The organism is Deltaproteobacteria bacterium (genome assembly GCA_005879795.1).
Lineage (GTDB): Bacteria > Desulfobacterota > Binatia > DP-6 > DP-6 > DP-6.
In genome coordinates this window covers 51,265-68,053 of record VBKJ01000135.1, presented here as the reverse complement: position 1 = coordinate 68,053, position 16,789 = coordinate 51,265, and the positions used below count along the sequence as shown (strand labels likewise).

The following is a 16,789-nucleotide window of genomic DNA, read 5'->3' as shown; positions in this document are numbered from 1 at the left end:
CAGCGACGGCGTGAGCCCTGTCTACGTCCAGCAGCAACTCGGCCATGCGAGTATCGGGGTTACGGTGGACCGGTACGGAAAGTGGATCAGGGTGGCGGAGAAGGCGGCCGACCGTTTGGACGACACGGCCAGCGCCGCCCTAGACGAAGTGGTAGCAAAACGGTAGCAGAAGGCCCCGTTTCAACGATAAAGGGCACCAAGACAAGGCCGATTAGGGGCACGAGCGCCATCCAACGGATGGCGTCCATGGGGGTCGGCACGGCGCCGAGCGCGCGGCCTACCACGAACGGCCCGGCGGCGGCCAGGTAGCGGCCCGCGTTGTAGCAGAAGCCCGCCCCCGTGCCGCGGAGCCGCGTCGGGAACAGCTCGGGCAGGTAGAAGCTGAACGTGCCCGCGACCCCGTAGACGGTGAGCCCGTCCAGGAAGAAGAGCCGCATGCGTACCGTCGGCTCCCAGTCGCCCCCGAACGTGACCCAGATCGACGCGGCACCGCCGGCCAGGTAGAGCGCGAAGAGCGTGCGGCGACCGAGCCGGGCGACCGGAATGGTCGCGAGCGTGCCGACGAGGCCGCCCAGGTTGAACATGGTGCTGGCGTAGGTGATGAAGCCCGCGCGCTCGCTCGGCGAAGCGTGCGGCCCAGCCAGGAAGGCCGCGACCAGGGGCAGGAAGGCGTTGGTTCCCCACCAGGCGACGAGCGTCACGATGCACATGGCGAGCCCGCCGAGGGTGGCGTGACGGAGCCCGGGCGCGAACAGCTCCGCCAGGCGCGGGGTCTGGCGCGCCTCGCGCGCCCACGCTTCGGGCTCGCGCACCCGGCGACGGATCCAGAGCGCGACCGCCGCGGGCGCGAGCCCGGAGAGGAAGACGAGGCGCCAGGCGAGGTCCGGCTCGGCGGCGAGGAGCGTGATGCGCTTCGTGAAGAGGTCGTTCACCAGCGTGGCGAGGAAGATGCCGAGGGGCGAGCTGGTGTAGAGGAGCGCCCCCGCGGCGACGCGCCGGCGCTCGGGCACGACCTCGGCGACCAGGCTCGCGCCCGCCGCCCACTCGCCCCCGATGCCAAGCGCCGCGACGAAGCGGAAGGCCGCGAGCATCCACACGTCGGTGGCGAACGCGCAGGCCGCGGTGGCGGTCGCGTAGGTGAGCATGGTGAGCAGCAGCGTGCGCGAGCGGCCGAGCCGGTCGGTCACGAGGCCGAAGAGGATGCCGCCCGTCGCCCAGCCGACCAGCAGGGTCGCGGTGATCGCGCCCGTCGCCGCGCCCACCCGTGCGTCGCCCGCCGCGACGCCGAGGAGCCGCGGCACGCACACCGGCGCCACCAGGTTGAAGAGGAGGCCGTCGAACACGTCGAAGCCCCAGCCGAGCCAGGCGGCGAAGAGGACGAGCCACTGGTAGCGGTTCATGCCCCAGAGCCAGGGCGGCTCGGCCGGCGGGGGCTCGGCGCGGGTGGCGGGGCGGAGGCTCACCCGGCCCGCGGCGGCGCCGCCGGATCGCCCGGCGCCTGCACCAGCTCGATCAGCTGCCCGTCGGGGTCGACGATGAAGCAGGCCGCGGACTGGAACTCGGGCAGACGGATCACGGTCTCCTCGAGCACGCGCTCGCCGGCGGTGCGGAGCGCGGCGAGGGTGGCGTCCAGGTCGGCGACCCGAAAGGAGAGGTGCGTGAGCCCGCGCTCGTTCATCGCCCGCGGGCGCGGGGGCGGTGCCGGCGGGCTCGCGAAGGCGAGCAGCTCGATGCGCACGCCGTCGCGCGCGAGGTAGACCGCGTGCAGGTCGACGCCGCGCAACCGGAGCAGCGTGTCGCTCGGCTCGCCCGCGACGCGCAGCTCGTGCTCGTGGCGGAAGCCCAGGCAGTCGCGGTAGAAGCGGAGCGAGCGGCTCACGTCCGAGACGCAGATGCCGACGTGGGTGAGCCGCTGGACCGGGACCATGCGGGCCCTCCTAGCGCAGGGAGCGCGCCGGGCGCAATGATCGATGCCCTTCAACCGTACGTTCGCGAACAGGCTCCCCTGCTGCTCGGCCCTCGCCGCAGGATCAGATCGAGTGTGTGCCCTCCGCCAGGCGCGTTGGTCGCCGGCTGGCCGTCGATGCGGAAGGTCGGGGTCCCGTCGCGGTCGCATCCGGCGACCGAATCGGGGCCGACGACGGACAGGATGTACCCCGAGTAGTTCCCGGTGCGCCGGGTCGAGGCGACGCCGCAGCGCACGTCGCCGGCGTACGCTTCGACGCGGGTACCGGGCGGGAGCCGCTCGCCGGCGCGACGGAAGACCTCGCCGATGAAGTCGGACGTGGGCGGCGCGCCGCCGTCGGGCGCCGACACCGAGAAGCTCGCATCGAAGGTGGCGGTGCCTCCGTTCCCCGGCCATGCCAGCGACTCGCGACTGAACAGCCTCTGGTTGCGGGCAAACGCCCAGAGCAGGATCTCCGCTCCCGGCGCGCCGCAGCCGCTCGCCTCGGCGTCGGCGAGCACCGTGATCTCGTAGCGACCGTCATCGACGGACGCCAGCGTGTACTGACACGGCGTGACCAGCCCGTCCCGCCGCACGATGGCGCCCAGGAACCTGGCGTCGAACGGCGCGCCGTCGAGCGTGAGACCGCCGTGGACGACGACACGCTCCGCCGCGCCCGGCACCGCCTCGGCCTCCGGCGTTCCTGGACGCGGGGCGAGCTCGAACTGCCCGCCCAGCGTGCGCAGGTCGTCGACGAGGACGTCCTGCCCCTCCGGTTTCACGCCGTGCTCGACCCAGCCGACCAGCGCTTCGAACGACGCTTCCTGCTCCGCGTTCGAAAATCCGCAGTGGCTCGCATCGCGGAGCACACGTTGCACCAGCAGGTCGCTCTTCGCAGCGGCGTCCACGCGTCGCCGGAGGATCCTCGCCTGCTCGATGGGCACCTGCCCGTCGCCCGTGGCGTAGAGCGACAGGAGAGGCATCTCGAAGCCGCCCGTGGTCTCGTTGCCCTCGGTGAACGAGCGCAGCAGCGCGTCGTTGGTCGGGAGCCGGATCGCCGCGCGGTTGAACTCGTCGCTCGAGACGGTGCTCAGCGGGCCGAGCCGGTACACCGTCCCGGCGTTCGGCGCGATGTGGAGCGCGACGAGCAGCTGCGCGCGGCGCCAGTTCGTATCCTCTTCGAGGCGAAAGCCTTCGCGATCGAACGCCCTGGGCCCTCCCGTCAGGTCGAGCATGATGCTTTCGAACCGTTCGTGCGCAGCCGGGCTTTGCAGGGCTGGAAGGATACGAGACGGTACGAGGCTGCCGGCGTCCGTGCTGGCGTCGAACTCCGCCTGCGTGATGCCCGCGACGTAGGCGCCCGCGGCGAAGTAGTCGGCCAGCTCCATCGCCCCCTCCACGAACCCCGCGCTCCCGCACAGCGCGAGCGAGCCATCGAAGCGGTCCGGGTAGCGCTCGGCGGCGATGTGACTCGCGGCGCCGCCCATCGACATGCCGGTGACGTACGTCCAGCACGGCCGGCCGTACTTCTGCGTGAAGTAATCCCAGAGCGCGGCGGTCTCGTCGGCGGAGCGGCCGGCGATCCACGAGGTGCTGCTGAAGCTCGAGGCGCCCCAGGCGTAGCCGTGCAGGATCAGGTCCGTGCGGATGTCCGGCGCGCTGACGTGTGCTTCGGGGCGGAGCTCCTCCCAGCCGTGCATGAACAACACGAGCCGGCGGTTCCACTTCTCGGGCACCTCGATCTGGTACACGGCGCCGCCGAGCCGCCCGAAGTCGGCCCGCGCGCCCGGCAGCGCCTCGAACGCGGGATCGCCGAGTGTGACGCCCTCGGGTTCCTGGCGGAACGCCACGGGCGCTGGGACGGGCCGTGGTATCGGTCCGGCGCGCAGCGAGGCGCGGACGATGCCTTTCGCACAGCGGAGGTATCGGCCGCGCGCCCGCGCCCCCACGCCCTCACACGCCGACGACACCAACGCGCGGACGCTCTCGACCGCCGTCGTGTCGATGCAGCGGCTGCCGCCGCCGGGTTCCTGGCGGAGCGCCACGGGCGACGGGGTGGGCCGCAGTGCCTTCGATCCACCCCACAGCGCGGCGCGCACGATGCCGTTCGCACAGTGAAGGTACCGGCCGTGCGACGTCGCCCCCGTGCACCTGCACGCCGACGACAGCAGCGCGCGGACGTTCTCGACCGCGGTCGTATCGGCGCCGCGGTTGCTCGCGCAGGCGGCTTCGGGCTGCGAGGCCGCGGCCAGGACGCTCGCGAAGGCGACCCGGAGGAGACCGTTACCAATCGGAATCGTGGGCATGGACTTCCTCCGCAGCGCCGCTGATGGCGCGCGCGGTGGGGCGCGCGGGCGGGACGTCCGCTTCCGCTCCAACGCGGGCGTGTCCAGCATCGTCAGGACGCAGCACGCCCGCGCGTTGTTGATCAGACGTTGCCCCGCACCCCCTCTTGCACGCGTTCCGGCTCTTCCCGTGCGACGCTACGCCGCGGACGAAGGGGTGGTCAAGGCAATCGTAGGCCCTGGCTCGGTCGGTCCCTACGCCTCGATCGTCACCTTGATCGACCCGGTCGTCTTGTCGGCGGCGGTTGCGAAGGCCGTGCCGATCTCCGCGAGCGGGAAGCGGTGCGTGATGAGCGTTTCGGCGATGCGCCGGCCCTGGCGGCGCAGGATGTCAAGCGCGATGTCGAAGTCGGCGCGCGCGCCGGCGCGGCCGTAGACGAGGGAGCCGATCACGCGGAGCTCCTTGGCGAGCACGAAGAGCGCCGGGAAGGGCGGCGACCTGGTGAACGCCCCGAGGACGCAGATCGTGCCGCCCGGGCGGCAGGCCGCCGCGGCGGTGTCGAGCGTGTCGGCGGTGCCCCCAACCGTCTCGATCACGAGATCGATCGGCGCGTCGGCGGCATCCGCGAGGAGGCCGCCGGGATCGCCGTCGTCGATCACGCGGTCTGCGCCGAGCGCCATCGCCGCCGCCTTCTGCTGCGGGCGTCGCGCGACGACGACGATCTCGCCGGCGCCCCCGGCGCGCGCCGCGACCACCGCCGCGAGGCCGATCGTCCCCGCGCCGAGCACCGCGACCCGCTGGCCGATCTCGAGCCCGGAGAGCCGCACGCCGTGCACGGCCACGCCGAGCGGCTCGCTGAGCGCCGCGGTCGCGAAGTCGACGCCCGCCGGCACGCGGAAGCAGTGCCGGGCCGGCATGCGAACGTACTCGGCGAAGCCGCCCGGGATCGTCAGGCCGACGAAGCCGATCGCGAGGCAGCGCTGGTAGTCGCCGGCGAGGCAGTAGCGGCACGTGCCGCACGAGGCGATCCCCTCGATCGCGACCGCATCGCCGGCCTTTAGCGCCGTCACCCCAGCGCCCACCTCCGCCACCTCGCCCGCGATCTCGTGCCCGGGGCAGACCGCCGGGACCATCATCTGATCGTGGTACCAGTGCAGGTCCGAGCCGCAGATACCACAGTTGCGCACCCGGACCACGACCTCGCCGGGGCCGGGCGTCGGGCGCGGCACTTCCTCGACGACGAGCTTCCCGACCGCGTGGCAGAAGGCGGCGCGCATGGCGCTCATCTCACGGCCCCTCACCAGCCCGTGTGGTGACGCTCGATGACCTCGCGCACGCGCGCCGCGAGCCTGTCGCGATCGGCGTAGCCGAGGCCCGCGGTCGGGATGGGCGCCTCGATCACGATCTCCACCTCGCCCGGAAGGACCGCGAGCCGGCTGCCGCGTGGCATGAGGCGCCGCGTTCCGCGGCAGACGACGGGCACGATCGGCAGCCCGGCCTCGGCGGCGAGCACGAAGGCCCCCTTCTTGAAGGGCAGGAGCTGCCCCGTCCGGCTGCGTGTGCCTTCCGGGAAGATCACGAGCGAGTGCCGTTCGGCGGCCGCGCGATCGAGCGCGTCGATCGCCCGCTCGGGGCGGTCGCGGTCGATCGGCACCATGCCGAGCGTGTCGAGGACGGCGCCCACGACCGGGTGCGTCCACAGCTCCTTCTTGGCCGCGAAGCGCGTCCGGCCGGGCAGGAAGCCGAGCAGGACGAGGATGTCGAGATGGCTCTGGTGGTTCGGGGTGAACACGAAGGGCCCGCCGCCCGCCAGGCGCTCGAGGCCATGCACGCGTACCCCGACGCCGAGCATCCAGGTGAGGGTCCGCGCCCGCGCCTTGGCGAAGCGCCAGGCGAGGTCGCGGCTGCCCGTGGCGCGGTGGAGCCCGACCGCGACCGCCGCCATCCCGACCAGCATGCCTCGGAAGAGGTAGGGCGAGAGCGCGACGCGGAGCCCGTGCGCATCGCGCGCCGCGGGCGCCGCGCCGACCGTCGCGTTCTCGGCACGCTCGCTCGCCATGCGCGTGCCGATTAGCAGCTTTGCGGCCGGCGCGCGACGCCCAGGATTGCACTATGGATTGCGTCACTCCGGATTCAGAAGGGCGGCGCCTCGCGTGCGAGCGTCGCCCCGCCGAGGACGATCACGGGAAAGCGGCTCCCGGCCGGCAGCTCCGCCAGCTCCGGCGGACCGACGAGCAGCGCCGCGCCGCTCCCGAGCGCGCTCAGCACCCCGGAACCCTGCGCGGCAAGCGCCGTGGCGACGGGCCCGTCGCCCGTCTCCTCGAGGCGGACGCGCAGGAACTCGGTCAGGCCCTTCACCTTGCGCGCGGGCGCGGCGAGCATCGCGTGCACCACCGGCAGGTGGAGCCGGCGATGGCCCTGCATGCGGCGGAGCGCCGGCCGCGCGTAGAGGTAGAAGCACACCAGCGCGGAGACCGGATTGCCGGGAAGCCCGAACACGAGCCGCTCGTCGCGACGGCCGAAGACGAGCGGCCGCCCCGGCTTCTGCGCCACCTGCCAGAAGATCCGCTCGACGCCGGCGGCGGCGAGCGCGTCCTTCACCAGGTCGAGCTCGCCCACCGAGACGCCGCCGCTGGTGAGGACGACGTCCGCGTCGAGCGCCCGGGCGAGGCCGGCGCGGATGTCGGCCGCGCGGTCGCGCGCGATCGGCAGCACGAGCGGCTCCGCACCCGCCTCGCGCGCGGCGGCGGCGAGCGAGTAGGCGTTGGAGTTGACGACCTGGCCCGGCCCCGGCGTCTCATCCACCTCGACCAGCTCGGCGCCCGTGGGCAGGATCGCGACCCGCGGGCGGCGGTGGACGGCGAGCGTCGCGCAGCCGATCGAGGCGAGCACTCCCAGGTCCGCGGGGCCGATCGCCGTCCCGGCAGCAATCACCACCTGCCCGGGCCGGATGTCCTCGCCCGCGGCGCGCACGTTCGCGCCGGACGGGGGTGCCGCGCGCACCACGACCGTGCCGGCGCGCTCCTCGGTGTCCTCGACCTTGACGACGGTGTCGGCGCCGCGCGGGATCACGGAGCCGGTGAAGAGCTTGACCGCCGTGCCGGGCCCCACGGGCGTGTCGACGACGCTGCCCGCCGGCTCGACGGCGACGACGCGCAGGCACGCGGGCGCGCTCGCCAGGTCGGCGTGCCGCACGGCGAAGCCGTCCATCGCCGAGTTGGGCGCCGCCGGGACGGCGCGCGCGGAGACGACGTCGGCCGCCGCCACGCGGCCGAGCGCCTGGGCGAGCGTCACGCGCTCGTCGCCCAGCACCGGGGCCGCCGCGCACACCGTGGCGAGCGCCTCGCCGACCGGGATCACCGGCCGAGCGATAGCCGCCCCCGGGGTGGGCGTCAACGCCTGGACAGACGGCGGCCCGCCGGGCTAGGCGTGCGTCATGACCGCCTCCCCCGCCGACGGCACGACGAGCCTGAACGGGCTGCGCTTCCACTTCCTCGACTGGGGCACCCGGGGCGAGCCGCCCACGCTCCTCCTCCACGGCGGCGCGCAGACCGCGCACAGCTGGGACGAGGTCGCGCCCGACCTGGCGCGCGACCACCACGTGCTCGCCCTCGACCAGCGCGGCCACGGCGACACCGAGTGGGCGCCCGGGGGCCGCTACCGCCGCGACGACTTCGTGGCCGACATCCGCGCCTTCCTCGACGACCGGAACTGGGAGCGCGCGACGCTCGTGGCGCTCAGCCTGGGCGGCCTCAATTCGATCGCCTTCGCGGCGACCCACCCGGAGCGGATCGCCGGCCTGGTCGTGGTCGACGTCACACCCACCATCTCGCAGACGGGCGGCAAGGCGATCGCGGCGCAGCTCCAGGTGCGGGACTTCGCGTCGTTCGAGGAGGCAGTCGCGCGCGCCCAGGCGTTCAACCCCCTCCGCTCGGCCGAGAACATCCGCGCCCGCCTCCGCCACGCGCTCCGCCAGGGCGCCGACGGCCGCTGGAGCTACAAGTTCGACCCCGGCATCGGCGGCGGTGGGCTGGAGGCGGACTTCGAGCGCCTGTGGGAGCAGGTGCGGCAGATCCGCTGCCCGACGCTCCTCGTGCGCGGCGCGCAGAGCGCCATCCTCTCGCGCGAGGCGGCGGCGCGCTTCGTGCGGGAGCTGGCGGGGAGCACGGTGGTGGAGGTGCCGGGCGCCGGCCACTCGGTGATGGGTGACAACCCGAGCGGCTTCATCGGCGCGGTACGGCCGTTCCTGGCGCGGCACCGGCTCTGAGGCCGCCGCTTGCAGGACCGCGCCCGGCTGGCGCATACGGCCAGGCATGAAATTCGACCTCCTCTACGAGCTGCAGGCCCCGAAGCCGCACGACGAGCGCAGCGAGTATCGCTGCTATCACGAGGCGCTCGAGCAGATCGAGCTCGCCGACCGGCTCGGCTACGACACGGTGTGGGAGGTGGAGCACCACTTCCTGAACGAGTTCGCGCACTCCTCCGCCCCCGAGGTGTTCCTCGCCGCGGTCGCGCAGCGCACGAGGCGCATCCGCCTCGGGCACGGCGTCGTCCTCCTGCCGCACAAGTTCAACCACCCGATCCGCGTCGCCGAGCGCGTCGCGGCGCTCGACATCCTCTCCGACGGGCGGGTCGAGTTCGGCACCGGCCGCTCGAGCCAGTTCGAGCAGGCGGGCTTCGAGGTGGACACCGAGCTCTCGCGCGAGATGTGGCAGGAGTCGCTCGAGATGATCCCGCGCATGTGGACGGAGGACCCGTTCGAGTACGCGGGGCGGTTCGTCTCGGTGCCGCCGCGGAGCATCCTCCCGAAGCCGCTCCAGAAGCCGCATCCGCCCATCTGGATGGCGGCCACCAGCCCGCAGTCCTGGGAGATCGCCGGCGGCAACGGGATCGGCATCCTCGGCCTCACCCTCTTCGTGAGCGTCCCCCAGCTCGCCGACCGCGTGCGCGCCTACCGCGCCGCGCTCGCACACGCGAAGCCGGTCGGGAGGTTCGTCAACGACAGGGTGGGCGCGTTCACGATCGTGCACGTGGCCGAGACGCACGAGGCGGCGGTCGCGAACGGCGGCACCGAGGCCGCGATCAACTATCTCCTCTACGCCTTCCGCGTCCTCGGCGGCTTCGCCGACCCGAGCGGGCGCGGCATGCAGCGCGAGTACGCCGAGCTCGAGATCAAGTCGACGCCCTACCGCGATCTCATCGCCAGGGAGTACCCGATCATCGTCAAGATGCAGCGCGGCGAATGCACCTTCGAGGACCTCGACCGGGAGGACATGGTGATCGTCGGCGACGTCGACCACTGCGTGCGCAAGGTCGAGCGCTACCAGAAGGCGGGACTCGACCACTTCATCGCGCTCATGCAGGCCGACCGCATCCCGCACGCGAAGGTGATGCGCTCGATCGAGCTGTTCGCGAAGGAGATCATGCCGCGCTTCCGCGGCTGACAGGGGCGCTCCACACCAGGCGGTAGGCGCGGGGGGCGGCTGGAAGCCCTCAGTGATTGAACGGGCAGACGAGCCCGCCGCCGCCCCCGAAGCAGCGCGCCACGGGCGGCAGCGGCGCCGCGTCGTCGTCCGGGTAGAAGAAGCCCACCGTGAAGCACATCTCGTCGTTGCTGGTGACGCCGAAGGTGAGCCGGGTCGGCGTGTCGTTCCGGTAGTTGCACGTCCAGTGGAATCCGTCGCCCGCCTCGAGGCGGAGCGGCGTGTCGTACAGCTTCACCGTGGGCTCCGAGTAGGAGAGCGTCTCCAGCTCCCGCGGCCCGACCACGCCCTGGCGGACCAGGTCGACGTCCACCGACTGCGTGTGCTTGTGGCTGTGCGTGCTGACCCACACGACGTTCATCGGGAACGGCGCGAGCCACGAGGCGCTCGCGCTGCCCGCCTGACCGGGGGGCACGTCGATGGCGAGCGTGCCGAGCTGGAAGCTCCGCGTGTGGTGGCGCACCGTCCCCTTGCGCGCGGCGCGGAAGTCGACCGCGACGTCGACGGTCACCCGCTCGGTGCCGCCGTTGAGATAGTGGGAGTTGAGGAGCAGGCGCTGGTGCGGCCCGAGCCCGACCCCCACGCCGGCGGGGAAACGGATCGTCTGCCGGGGGCGCTGCACGAAGGCGACGATCGGCGACACGATCTGGTCGCCGACCCCGGCGCAGCCGACGCGGTCGAACGGCCCCTTCGGGATGCGCTCGGGGTTCTCGCCCTGGTAGAGGAAGATCGCGAAGTGATGGCTCGCGTAGGTGGCGCCGCTCGGCATCGCCATCGTGATCTCGCTCACATCCATGGCGCGGCGGTTGCGGAGCGTGACCAGCTGGCAGACCTCGCGCTCCGAGCGGGGCGCGACCGTGATGGGGGAGAGGCGGATCTGGAGCCCGTGTCGCGGTCGGCGGAGATGGGCGCGGAAGGTCGCGGCGGAGGCGAGCGCGGGCAGGGCGAGCAGTACGAGGACGAGAGGGGACGCCCGTACCATCGGCCTCGCTTGTCCCGCACGGACCCGGATGGGTCAAGCGGGGGGCGGACCGGTCGGTCAGTACGTTCCGCTCGCGGTTCCCGTGTCCGTCGGCAGGCCGCGCTGCGTCGCCAGGTCGCGGATCGCCTTCCAGGCGAGCTTCGAGGGCTCGGCATGCGAGTTCTCCCACCGGTTGACGGTCGAGACGGTGACCGCGATCTGGTGCGCGAACTCCTCTTGCGTCATGCCGAGCTGCTGGCGGAGAGTGCGGATCAGGCTGCGCGTGGTCTCAGGCATGGGGGCTCGACTGAGCAACCGACGTGCCACGAGCAGCGGCGCCCGCCCGCGCGGTTCGACGCGGCGCTCGCCCCAGCACGGCGGCAAAAAGCGAGCGCTTGCGGCGAGATCGCGCCGCGTGCCTTGCGCGAGGCGATGGCATCTCGCTATGGCGGGCGCCATGATCTACGTCCACGAGGTGCACGAGATCCTGGGCGGCAAGATGGCGGAGTTCGGCGAGGCGGTGCGCGCGGAGTGGCGCCCGCTCGTCGAGGAGGGCGACGGCGCGCGCCTCCTCTGGTTCTGGCAGCTCGCGCACGGCACCGGCGCCAGCTACCAGGCCGTGTCGATCACCGCCGTGCGCGACTGGGCCACGTGGGGCGCGCTGGTCGCGCGCGGGGCGAGCGATCCGCGCTTCCGCGCCTGGCAGCGCCGGGTGTGGACGCTCCGCCGCGAGGTGACGGCGAAGATCCTGCTGCCCGTTCCCTGGTCGCCGCTCCGGGAGGTCGACCTCGCGGCCGCGCCCTCCGCAAACCAGACCGAGACCCCCGCGCTCTACCTCCACGATACCGGCTGGCCTTTCGCCGGCAAGCTCGAGGACTACGTCGAGGCGCTGGGCACCATCTTCTACCCGCAGACGCGGCGCACGCACATGATCTCGGTGGCGGCGTGCTGGACCGTCGCGCCCGGCACGGGCCGCCACCACGAGGTCGTCCTGCTCCAGAGGATCGAGGACTGGAGCCAGTTCTCGCGCCTGCTCACCCGGGGCGAGCCGCCCGCCGAGCCCGGTGGCTGGATGGAGGAGGGCCTGCGCTACCGCGACCGCTGGGAATCGAAGCTCCTGCGCTGCGCGGGCTGGTCGCCGCGGCAGTGAGCGTCGCACCCGCCGGCCGCCAAGCCTAGTTCAGCAGGGGGAGGCCGCTCAGGTCGCAGTTGCCGGCCGCGTTCGCGGGGTACCACGCGCCGGGCATGATGCACATGTCGTCGTCGGAGGTGAAGCCGAAGACGAGGTTCGCCGGGACGCACTTGCCCGTACCGAAGCCGGCGCAGTCGGCGTCGGTCTCGCAGCGCTTGGCCGCACCCGTGAAGCCGCGGTGGGAGAAGAGCGCGGTCGCCGCGGACACGCCGGGGGTCACGCCGGGCTGCTCCTCGCAGCCCATCTTGATCGGGCGGCCGTCCGTGCCGTTGGCGTGCGTGCACGTGTAGCGCAGACCCTGGCCCACGTTAACGAGGAGCGGCGGGTCGAACGGGATCTGCGGCGGGTCAGCGTAGTCCGTGGCGGTCAGACACGTTGTTGTCCCTTGTGGTCCACACTCGACCACCGTGCTGCCGTCGAGGAACTCGATGGTGAAGAGCGTGCCGCGCTTGTGCATGTGCGAGGTGAGCGAGGTGACGCAGGCGGGGCCCTTCGGGAAGGCGCCGCCGCCGAGCGAGCCGCCGAAATCGAGCCCCTTGGGCCGCCAGTCCCAGTGCACGGACGTCTTCTGGCCCGGCGGTACATCGATGAACCCGTTGGCGACCACGTCGAAGAGCGGGAGCACGTACTGGCGCACCGAGTGCTTCGGTGCCGCCATCAGCTTGATCTTCACCGCGGCGCGCTGCGGCGCGTTCGAGCCGTTGATCCAGTGGGAGTTCAGGATGATGCCGGCCGCCCGCTGATCGCCGCTCACGGTTGGCTCGATCTGCTGCCCCAGGCCTTCGGGCAGGCGCACCTGGAGGAACGGCTGCTGCGAGCCACCGATCAACGTGCGCCGGTTCGTGTCCGTGGGACCGAAGTCGAGGCAGGCCTTGCTGTCGACCAGCTGGCCCTTGGGCGGGAAGGCGTTCAGGTCGGTCCCGTTGTACACCCAGATGAGGAAGTGATGGCTGGTGAAGGTCGAGTTCATACCGACGTTCGCGATGACCGAGCCGCCCAGGTCGAAGGTCTTGCGCATCGGCAGGCGGACGAAGGTGCACACCTCGCGGTCACTGCGCGGCGGCACCACGAAGCGCGGGACTTTGAGCTTCATGGTACGGCGCGCGTGGGCCGGCGGCGTCACGGCGAGCGCGGTTGCGGTCGCGAGGGCCAGGACGAGGGAAAGACGGCGGACGCTTGACATGGCTCCCTCCTGGGTGCGTGACATCGTAGCCCGGCAACCCGGGCGGTCAACACCCTTCGGGCCGAGCCGTCGAAAAGCCTGCCCGAACGGTCAGGCCGGGAACTCCGGCATTACTTTTTGAATGAAGAGGTCGAGGCCCTCCCAGTCGAAGGGGGCCCGGAGGGCCAGGATGACCCATTCCGCCCCGGCGGCGGCGTACTCCCGGACGCGCTCGACCACCTGAGGCGGCGTGCCGACCAGGATGCCCGGCCGCACGAAATCCGTCATCGGACCGAACATGAGACGCAGGCTCTCCTCCTGCCGGCGGACCTGAGCCACGTCCCGGCCGAGGGCCAGGCCCAGGTTGACGGTGCGCGTGATGGCGCGCGGGTCGCGGCCCTCGCGCTCGCACCAGCGGTCGAGTGTCGCGTTGCGCTGTGCGAATATCTCCGGCGCGAGGAAGGGCACGTTCCAGCCGTCGGCGTGGCGCGCCACGAGCCGGAGAAGACGCTTCTCCCCCTGCCCGCCGATCCAGAGGCGCAGGCGCGGCTGCAGCGGCCGCGGCTCGCAGAGCGCGTCCTCGAGATGGAGCTGCCGGCCCGCGAGCGTGACGCGCTCGCCGTCGAAGAGGGCGCGCAGGGTCTTCGCCGTCTCCTCGAGCCGGTCGAGCCGTTCCTTGATCGACGGGAACGGGATGCCGAAGGCGCGCGCCTCGATCTCGTTCCATCCCGCCCCGATGCCGAGCTCGCAGCGCCCGCCGCTCAGGTGATCGATGGTGACCGCCGCCTTCGCGAGAAGACCGACGGGTCGGTAGCAGACGCAGAAGACCAGGCAGCCGACCCGCACTCGCTTCGTCTCCGAGGCGAGCGCGGCCATGGTCGCCACACCCTCGAAGGCAGGCTTCGCCGGGTCGGAGAGGTCGGACACCGAGAAGAGGTGGTCCCAGACCGAGCACCAGTGAAAGCCGCGCTCGTCGGCGATCCGCCAGAGACGGCGGAGATCGGCGATCGAGCAGTCCTGGGGGCCGGCGTGGATGCCGAAGCGCATGGCGCTGAGAGCCTCCTATCGCGAGCGGGCGCCGTCGCGCGCGAGCCGCAGCTCGTCGGCGAGCGCCTCGAGCCACTCCTCGGTCGAGCCGAAGCGCAGCTCGGCCTCCTTGGCGCGCGCCGAGTAGCGGTGCAGCTCGTGCTCGATCACATAGCCCGCGCCGCCGTGGAGCTGGTGGGCGGTGAGCGTTGCCTCGCGGTAGGCGCGACCCGTCCACGCCTTCGCGACCGCGACCTCGCGCGCCGCCGGCAGGCCCTCGGCGAGGCGCCAGAGCGCCTGGCGGGTCACGTGCCGCGCGCCCTCGAGCTCGATCGCCATCACCGCCACCATCTGCTGCACGGCCTGGAAGGTGCCGAGCTTCACGCCGAACTGCTCGCGCTCGCACACGTAGCGGGTCGTCATCTCGAGGACCGCGCCGGCGCCACCGATCATGTCGGCGCAGAGGAGGGCGGCGAGCCGCGCGCGCAGCGCGGCGAAACGCGGCCAGGCGGCCCCGGGCCGTCCCGCGAGCGCGCTCCGCGGCAGCGCCACGTCCCGGAAGCGCACGGCGCTCTGCCGGTCCTTGCCGAAGGTCTTCTGCGGCCGGACGCTCACGCCCGGCGCGTCGGCCGGGACGAGGACGGCCGACACGCCCCGCCCATCGCGCGCCGCGATCAGGAAGGCGGCGGCGGTCACGCCCTGGAGGACGTAGCGCTTCTCGCCCTCGAGGCGCAGGGTCTGGCCGCCTCGGCGCACGACGGTCGCGAAGGCGGCGGGGGCTGCGCTCGCGCTCTCCTCCGCGACCGCGAGCGTCACCAGCTTCTCGCCGCGCGCGATGGCTGGCAGCCACTCGCGCCTCTGCGCCGGCGTGCCGAGCGCCGCGAGAGCGAGCCCGCCCGCGATCGCCGCGAAGACGCCGAAGGGAGCGGCGGCGCGGCCGAGCTCCTCGACGAGCAGCCCCACATCGAGCAGCGACGCCCCCTGCCCCCCGTGGGCCGCGGGGAGCCCGTAGCCGAACCAGCCGAGGCGGGCGACCGCCTCCCAGAATGCCGGGTCGTGCCCCTCGGGGGTGCGGTCCCACGCGAGGCGCCGCTCGCGCGTGATCTCGGCGGCGAGGAAGCGGCGCGCCGCCTGCCGGATCGCCTCCTGCTCTTCCGTCGGCGCGAGCTGCATCCCTACTTCCGCGGCAGCCCGAGCCCGCGCTGCGCGATGATGGCGCGCTGGATCTCGTTGGTGCCGCCCCCGAAGCGCTGCATCGGCGCGGTCGTGTAGAGCCACTGGAGGCGCCCCGCGAGCGGCGCAGCCGGGTCGTCGGGCGCCAGCTGGCCGGCCAGCCCGAGGATCTCCATGCCGACCGAGGCGAGATGCGCGTTCAGCTCGCTCACGTAGACCTTGGCGATCGAGCCCTCCTTGGTCGGCACCTCGCCCTGGTCGATGAGCCAGGCGTTGAGGAGCCCGATCTGCCGGCCCACCTCGACGCGCATCTCGAGGTCGGCGAGCGCGCGCCGCACCCACGGGACGGAGCCGAGCGGGCGCCCGTCCCGCTTCGTGCGCCGCACGAAGGCGATCAGCTCGTCCAGCATGCGGCGGATCATCCCCACCGAGCCGATCATGATGCGCTCGAAGTCGAGCGCCATCATGGCGTAGTAGAAGCCCATGCCGCGCTCCCCCACCAGGTGATCGCGCGGCACGCGCACGTCCTCGAAGAAGACCGCGTTGGTGCGTATGCCGGACCAGGTCCAGAGCGGCTGCACGGTGATGCCCGGGCGGTCCATGGGCACGATGATCATCGAGATGCCCTTGTGCTTGGGTGCCTCGGGCTCGGTGCGGACCGCGACCCAGTTGTGGCTCGCGGTATGCGCGCCGGTGTTCCAGATCTTCTGCCCGTTGATGACCCACTCGTCGCCGTCGAGGACGGCGCGGGTCTTCACATTCGCCAGGTCCGTCCCCGCGTCGGGCTCCGAGTACGCGACGGCGAAGTCGATCTCGCCCCGGAGGATGGGCGGCAGCCAGTGCGCCTTCTGCTCCTCCGTGCCGACGCGCAGGATGGTGGGCGCCACCGAGCTCACCGCAAGCCGCATGGCGGGCGCGCCCGCCGCCATCATCTCCTCGATGAAGATGTACTGCTCGACCGCGGACTTGCCGAGGCCGCCGAACTCCGTCGGCCAGCCGATGGCCCACCAGCCCTTCTCGAACATCTGCTGGTGAAAGGCGCGCGCCAGCGGTCCGTCCCCCTCGTTGCCCGCCTGGCGCATCTCAGCGACCAGCGCCGGCGTGACGGCCGTCGCGAGGAAGCGGCGCACCTCGTCACGCCACGCGAGCTGCTCGGACGTGTACGCGTAGCGCATCAGAAGCGGACGACCTGCCGCACGTGCACGATCTCGATCTTCCCCGTCTCGCCGATCAGGAGGTTGATGAGGAAGGTGAAGAACGACATGAGCAGCCAGCCGCCGAGCGCCGACCAGAAACCGTGCACGCTGAACCCGATCACCACCTTGGACGCCATCCACAGCATGCCGGCGTTCACCACCAGCGTGAACAGCCCCAGGGTGAGGATGTTGAGCGGCAGCGTGAGGATCAGGATCACGGGACGCACGAGGGCGTTGAGCACGCCGATCGTGATGGCGGCGAAGAGGAGAGCCGTGACCCCCTGGATATCGATGCCGCGCACGATCAGGCTCGTGAGATAGAGGGCGGTCGCACTCACCAGCCAGCGGATGACGAGCCCGCGCAT

General features: G+C 72.4%; 16 protein-coding genes. 3 read left to right on the top strand and 13 right to left on the bottom strand.

The window, feature by feature from the left end; genetic code table 11:
• Nucleotides 1-86 precede the first annotated feature (86 nt).
• The 6 genes from E6J59_09580 to E6J59_09555 all read right to left on the bottom strand — a co-directional run bounded on the left by E6J59_09580 (nt 87) and on the right by E6J59_09555 (nt 7,591).
• Complete coding sequence (locus E6J59_09580; GenBank protein ID TMB20220.1) at nt 87-1,400, bottom strand: MFS transporter; 1,314 nt, start codon at nt 1,398-1,400, stop codon at nt 87-89.
• A gap of 59 nt (nt 1,401-1,459) precedes the next feature.
• Complete coding sequence (locus tag E6J59_09575) at nt 1,460-2,116, bottom strand: VOC family protein (GenBank protein ID TMB20218.1); 657 nt, start codon at nt 2,114-2,116, stop codon at nt 1,460-1,462.
• Entirely contained in the window at nt 1,978-4,251 is a 2,274-nt protein-coding gene (locus tag E6J59_09570) for an alpha/beta hydrolase (GenBank protein TMB20217.1), read from the bottom strand. The genes E6J59_09575 and E6J59_09570 overlap by 139 nt, the downstream gene beginning before the upstream one ends.
• 234 nt (nt 4,252-4,485) lie before the next feature.
• Nucleotides 4,486-5,517: a zinc-binding dehydrogenase gene (locus tag E6J59_09565; GenBank protein ID TMB20216.1), complete on the bottom strand. Its 1,032-nt coding sequence runs from the start codon at nt 5,515-5,517 to the stop codon at nt 4,486-4,488.
• Between the two features lie 11 nt (nt 5,518-5,528).
• Nucleotides 5,529-6,290, bottom strand: coding sequence for a 1-acyl-sn-glycerol-3-phosphate acyltransferase (locus E6J59_09560; GenBank protein TMB20215.1), 762 nt, complete (start codon nt 6,288-6,290; stop codon nt 5,529-5,531).
• A gap of 74 nt (nt 6,291-6,364) precedes the next feature.
• Nucleotides 6,365-7,591, bottom strand: coding sequence for a molybdopterin molybdotransferase MoeA (locus E6J59_09555; GenBank protein TMB20214.1), 1,227 nt, complete (start codon nt 7,589-7,591; stop codon nt 6,365-6,367).
• A 76-nt stretch (nt 7,592-7,667) separates the two neighbouring features.
• On the opposite strand from E6J59_09555, the gene E6J59_09550 reads away from it, so the two are divergent.
• Together E6J59_09550 and E6J59_09545 are read left to right on the top strand one after the other, a co-directional pair.
• A complete protein-coding gene (locus E6J59_09550) occupies nt 7,668-8,498 on the top strand; it encodes an alpha/beta hydrolase (protein TMB20213.1) in 831 nt (276 codons plus the stop codon).
• Between the two features lie 46 nt (nt 8,499-8,544).
• Nucleotides 8,545-9,675, top strand: a complete 1,131-nt coding sequence (locus E6J59_09545) for an LLM class flavin-dependent oxidoreductase (protein TMB20212.1) — start codon at nt 8,545-8,547, stop codon at nt 9,673-9,675.
• Nucleotides 9,676-9,724: 49 nt separating this feature from the next.
• Here the strand turns inward: E6J59_09545 and E6J59_09540 are convergent, their stop codons facing one another.
• Together E6J59_09540 and E6J59_09535 are read right to left on the bottom strand one after the other, a co-directional pair.
• On the bottom strand, nt 9,725-10,696 hold the full coding sequence (locus E6J59_09540; GenBank protein TMB20211.1) for a hypothetical protein: 972 nt from the start codon (nt 10,694-10,696) through the stop codon (nt 9,725-9,727).
• A gap of 57 nt (nt 10,697-10,753) precedes the next feature.
• The gene (locus E6J59_09535) at nt 10,754-10,972 is read right to left on the bottom strand and encodes a helix-turn-helix transcriptional regulator (GenBank protein TMB20210.1); all 219 of its coding nucleotides are present in this window, start codon (nt 10,970-10,972) and stop codon (nt 10,754-10,756) included.
• Here E6J59_09535 and E6J59_09530 point away from each other — a divergent pair.
• On the top strand, nt 10,920-11,825 hold the full coding sequence (locus E6J59_09530) for a hypothetical protein (protein TMB20209.1): 906 nt from the start codon (nt 10,920-10,922) through the stop codon (nt 11,823-11,825). The genes E6J59_09535 and E6J59_09530 overlap by 53 nt on opposite strands.
• Before the next feature lie 25 nt (nt 11,826-11,850).
• Here E6J59_09530 and E6J59_09525 read toward each other — a convergent pair whose 3' ends face one another.
• The 5 genes from E6J59_09525 to E6J59_09505 form a co-directional block, all read right to left on the bottom strand.
• Nucleotides 11,851-13,050, bottom strand: a complete 1,200-nt coding sequence (locus E6J59_09525; protein TMB20208.1) for a hypothetical protein — start codon at nt 13,048-13,050, stop codon at nt 11,851-11,853.
• 90 nt (nt 13,051-13,140) lie between these two features.
• Nucleotides 13,141-14,076: an LLM class flavin-dependent oxidoreductase gene (locus E6J59_09520; protein ID TMB20207.1), complete on the bottom strand. Its 936-nt coding sequence runs from the start codon at nt 14,074-14,076 to the stop codon at nt 13,141-13,143.
• Nucleotides 14,077-14,091: 15 nt separating this feature from the next.
• Nucleotides 14,092-15,228 carry an acyl-CoA dehydrogenase gene (locus tag E6J59_09515; protein TMB20206.1) on the bottom strand — a complete coding sequence of 379 codons (1,137 nt, stop codon included), beginning with the start codon at nt 15,226-15,228 and terminating at the stop codon, nt 14,092-14,094.
• Between the two features lie 2 nt (nt 15,229-15,230).
• Nucleotides 15,231-16,403 (bottom strand): acyl-CoA dehydrogenase, encoded by a 1,173-nt coding sequence (locus E6J59_09510; GenBank protein TMB20205.1) that lies wholly within the window; start codon nt 16,401-16,403, stop codon nt 15,231-15,233.
• Nucleotides 16,403-16,789: a phage holin family protein gene (locus E6J59_09505; protein TMB20204.1), complete on the bottom strand. Its 387-nt coding sequence runs from the start codon at nt 16,787-16,789 to the stop codon at nt 16,403-16,405. The genes E6J59_09510 and E6J59_09505 overlap by 1 nt, the downstream gene beginning before the upstream one ends.

Bases quoted from the DNA above. Each gene is read 5' to 3' on its own strand.
- E6J59_09565 (TMB20216.1), bottom strand. From the start codon at position 5,517: ATGAGCGCCATGCGCGCCGCCTTCTGCCACGCGGTCGGGAAGCTCGTC.
- E6J59_09525 (TMB20208.1), bottom strand. From the start codon at position 13,050: ATGTCAAGCGTCCGCCGTCTTTCCCTCGTCCTGGCCCTCGCGACCGCA.
- E6J59_09545 (TMB20212.1), top strand. From the start codon at position 8,545: ATGAAATTCGACCTCCTCTACGAGCTGCAGGCCCCGAAGCCGCACGAC.
- E6J59_09580 (TMB20220.1), bottom strand. From the start codon at position 1,400: ATGAACCGCTACCAGTGGCTCGTCCTCTTCGCCGCCTGGCTCGGCTGG.
- E6J59_09510 (TMB20205.1), bottom strand. From the start codon at position 16,403: ATGCGCTACGCGTACACGTCCGAGCAGCTCGCGTGGCGTGACGAGGTG.
- E6J59_09535 (TMB20210.1), bottom strand. From the start codon at position 10,972: ATGCCTGAGACCACGCGCAGCCTGATCCGCACTCTCCGCCAGCAGCTC.
- E6J59_09560 (TMB20215.1), bottom strand. From the start codon at position 6,290: ATGGCGAGCGAGCGTGCCGAGAACGCGACGGTCGGCGCGGCGCCCGCG.
- E6J59_09515 (TMB20206.1), bottom strand. From the start codon at position 15,228: ATGCAGCTCGCGCCGACGGAAGAGCAGGAGGCGATCCGGCAGGCGGCG.
- E6J59_09520 (TMB20207.1), bottom strand. From the start codon at position 14,076: ATGCGCTTCGGCATCCACGCCGGCCCCCAGGACTGCTCGATCGCCGAT.
- E6J59_09505 (TMB20204.1), bottom strand. From the start codon at position 16,789: ATGCGCGGGCTCGTCATCCGCTGGCTGGTGAGTGCGACCGCCCTCTAT.
- E6J59_09540 (TMB20211.1), bottom strand. From the start codon at position 10,696: ATGGTACGGGCGTCCCCTCTCGTCCTCGTACTGCTCGCCCTGCCCGCG.
- E6J59_09575 (TMB20218.1), bottom strand. From the start codon at position 2,116: ATGCGACCGCGACGGGACCCCGACCTTCCGCATCGACGGCCAGCCGGC.
- E6J59_09570 (TMB20217.1), bottom strand. From the start codon at position 4,251: ATGCCCACGATTCCGATTGGTAACGGTCTCCTCCGGGTCGCCTTCGCG.
- E6J59_09530 (TMB20209.1), top strand. From the start codon at position 10,920: ATGCCGAGCTGCTGGCGGAGAGTGCGGATCAGGCTGCGCGTGGTCTCA.
- E6J59_09550 (TMB20213.1), top strand. From the start codon at position 7,668: ATGACCGCCTCCCCCGCCGACGGCACGACGAGCCTGAACGGGCTGCGC.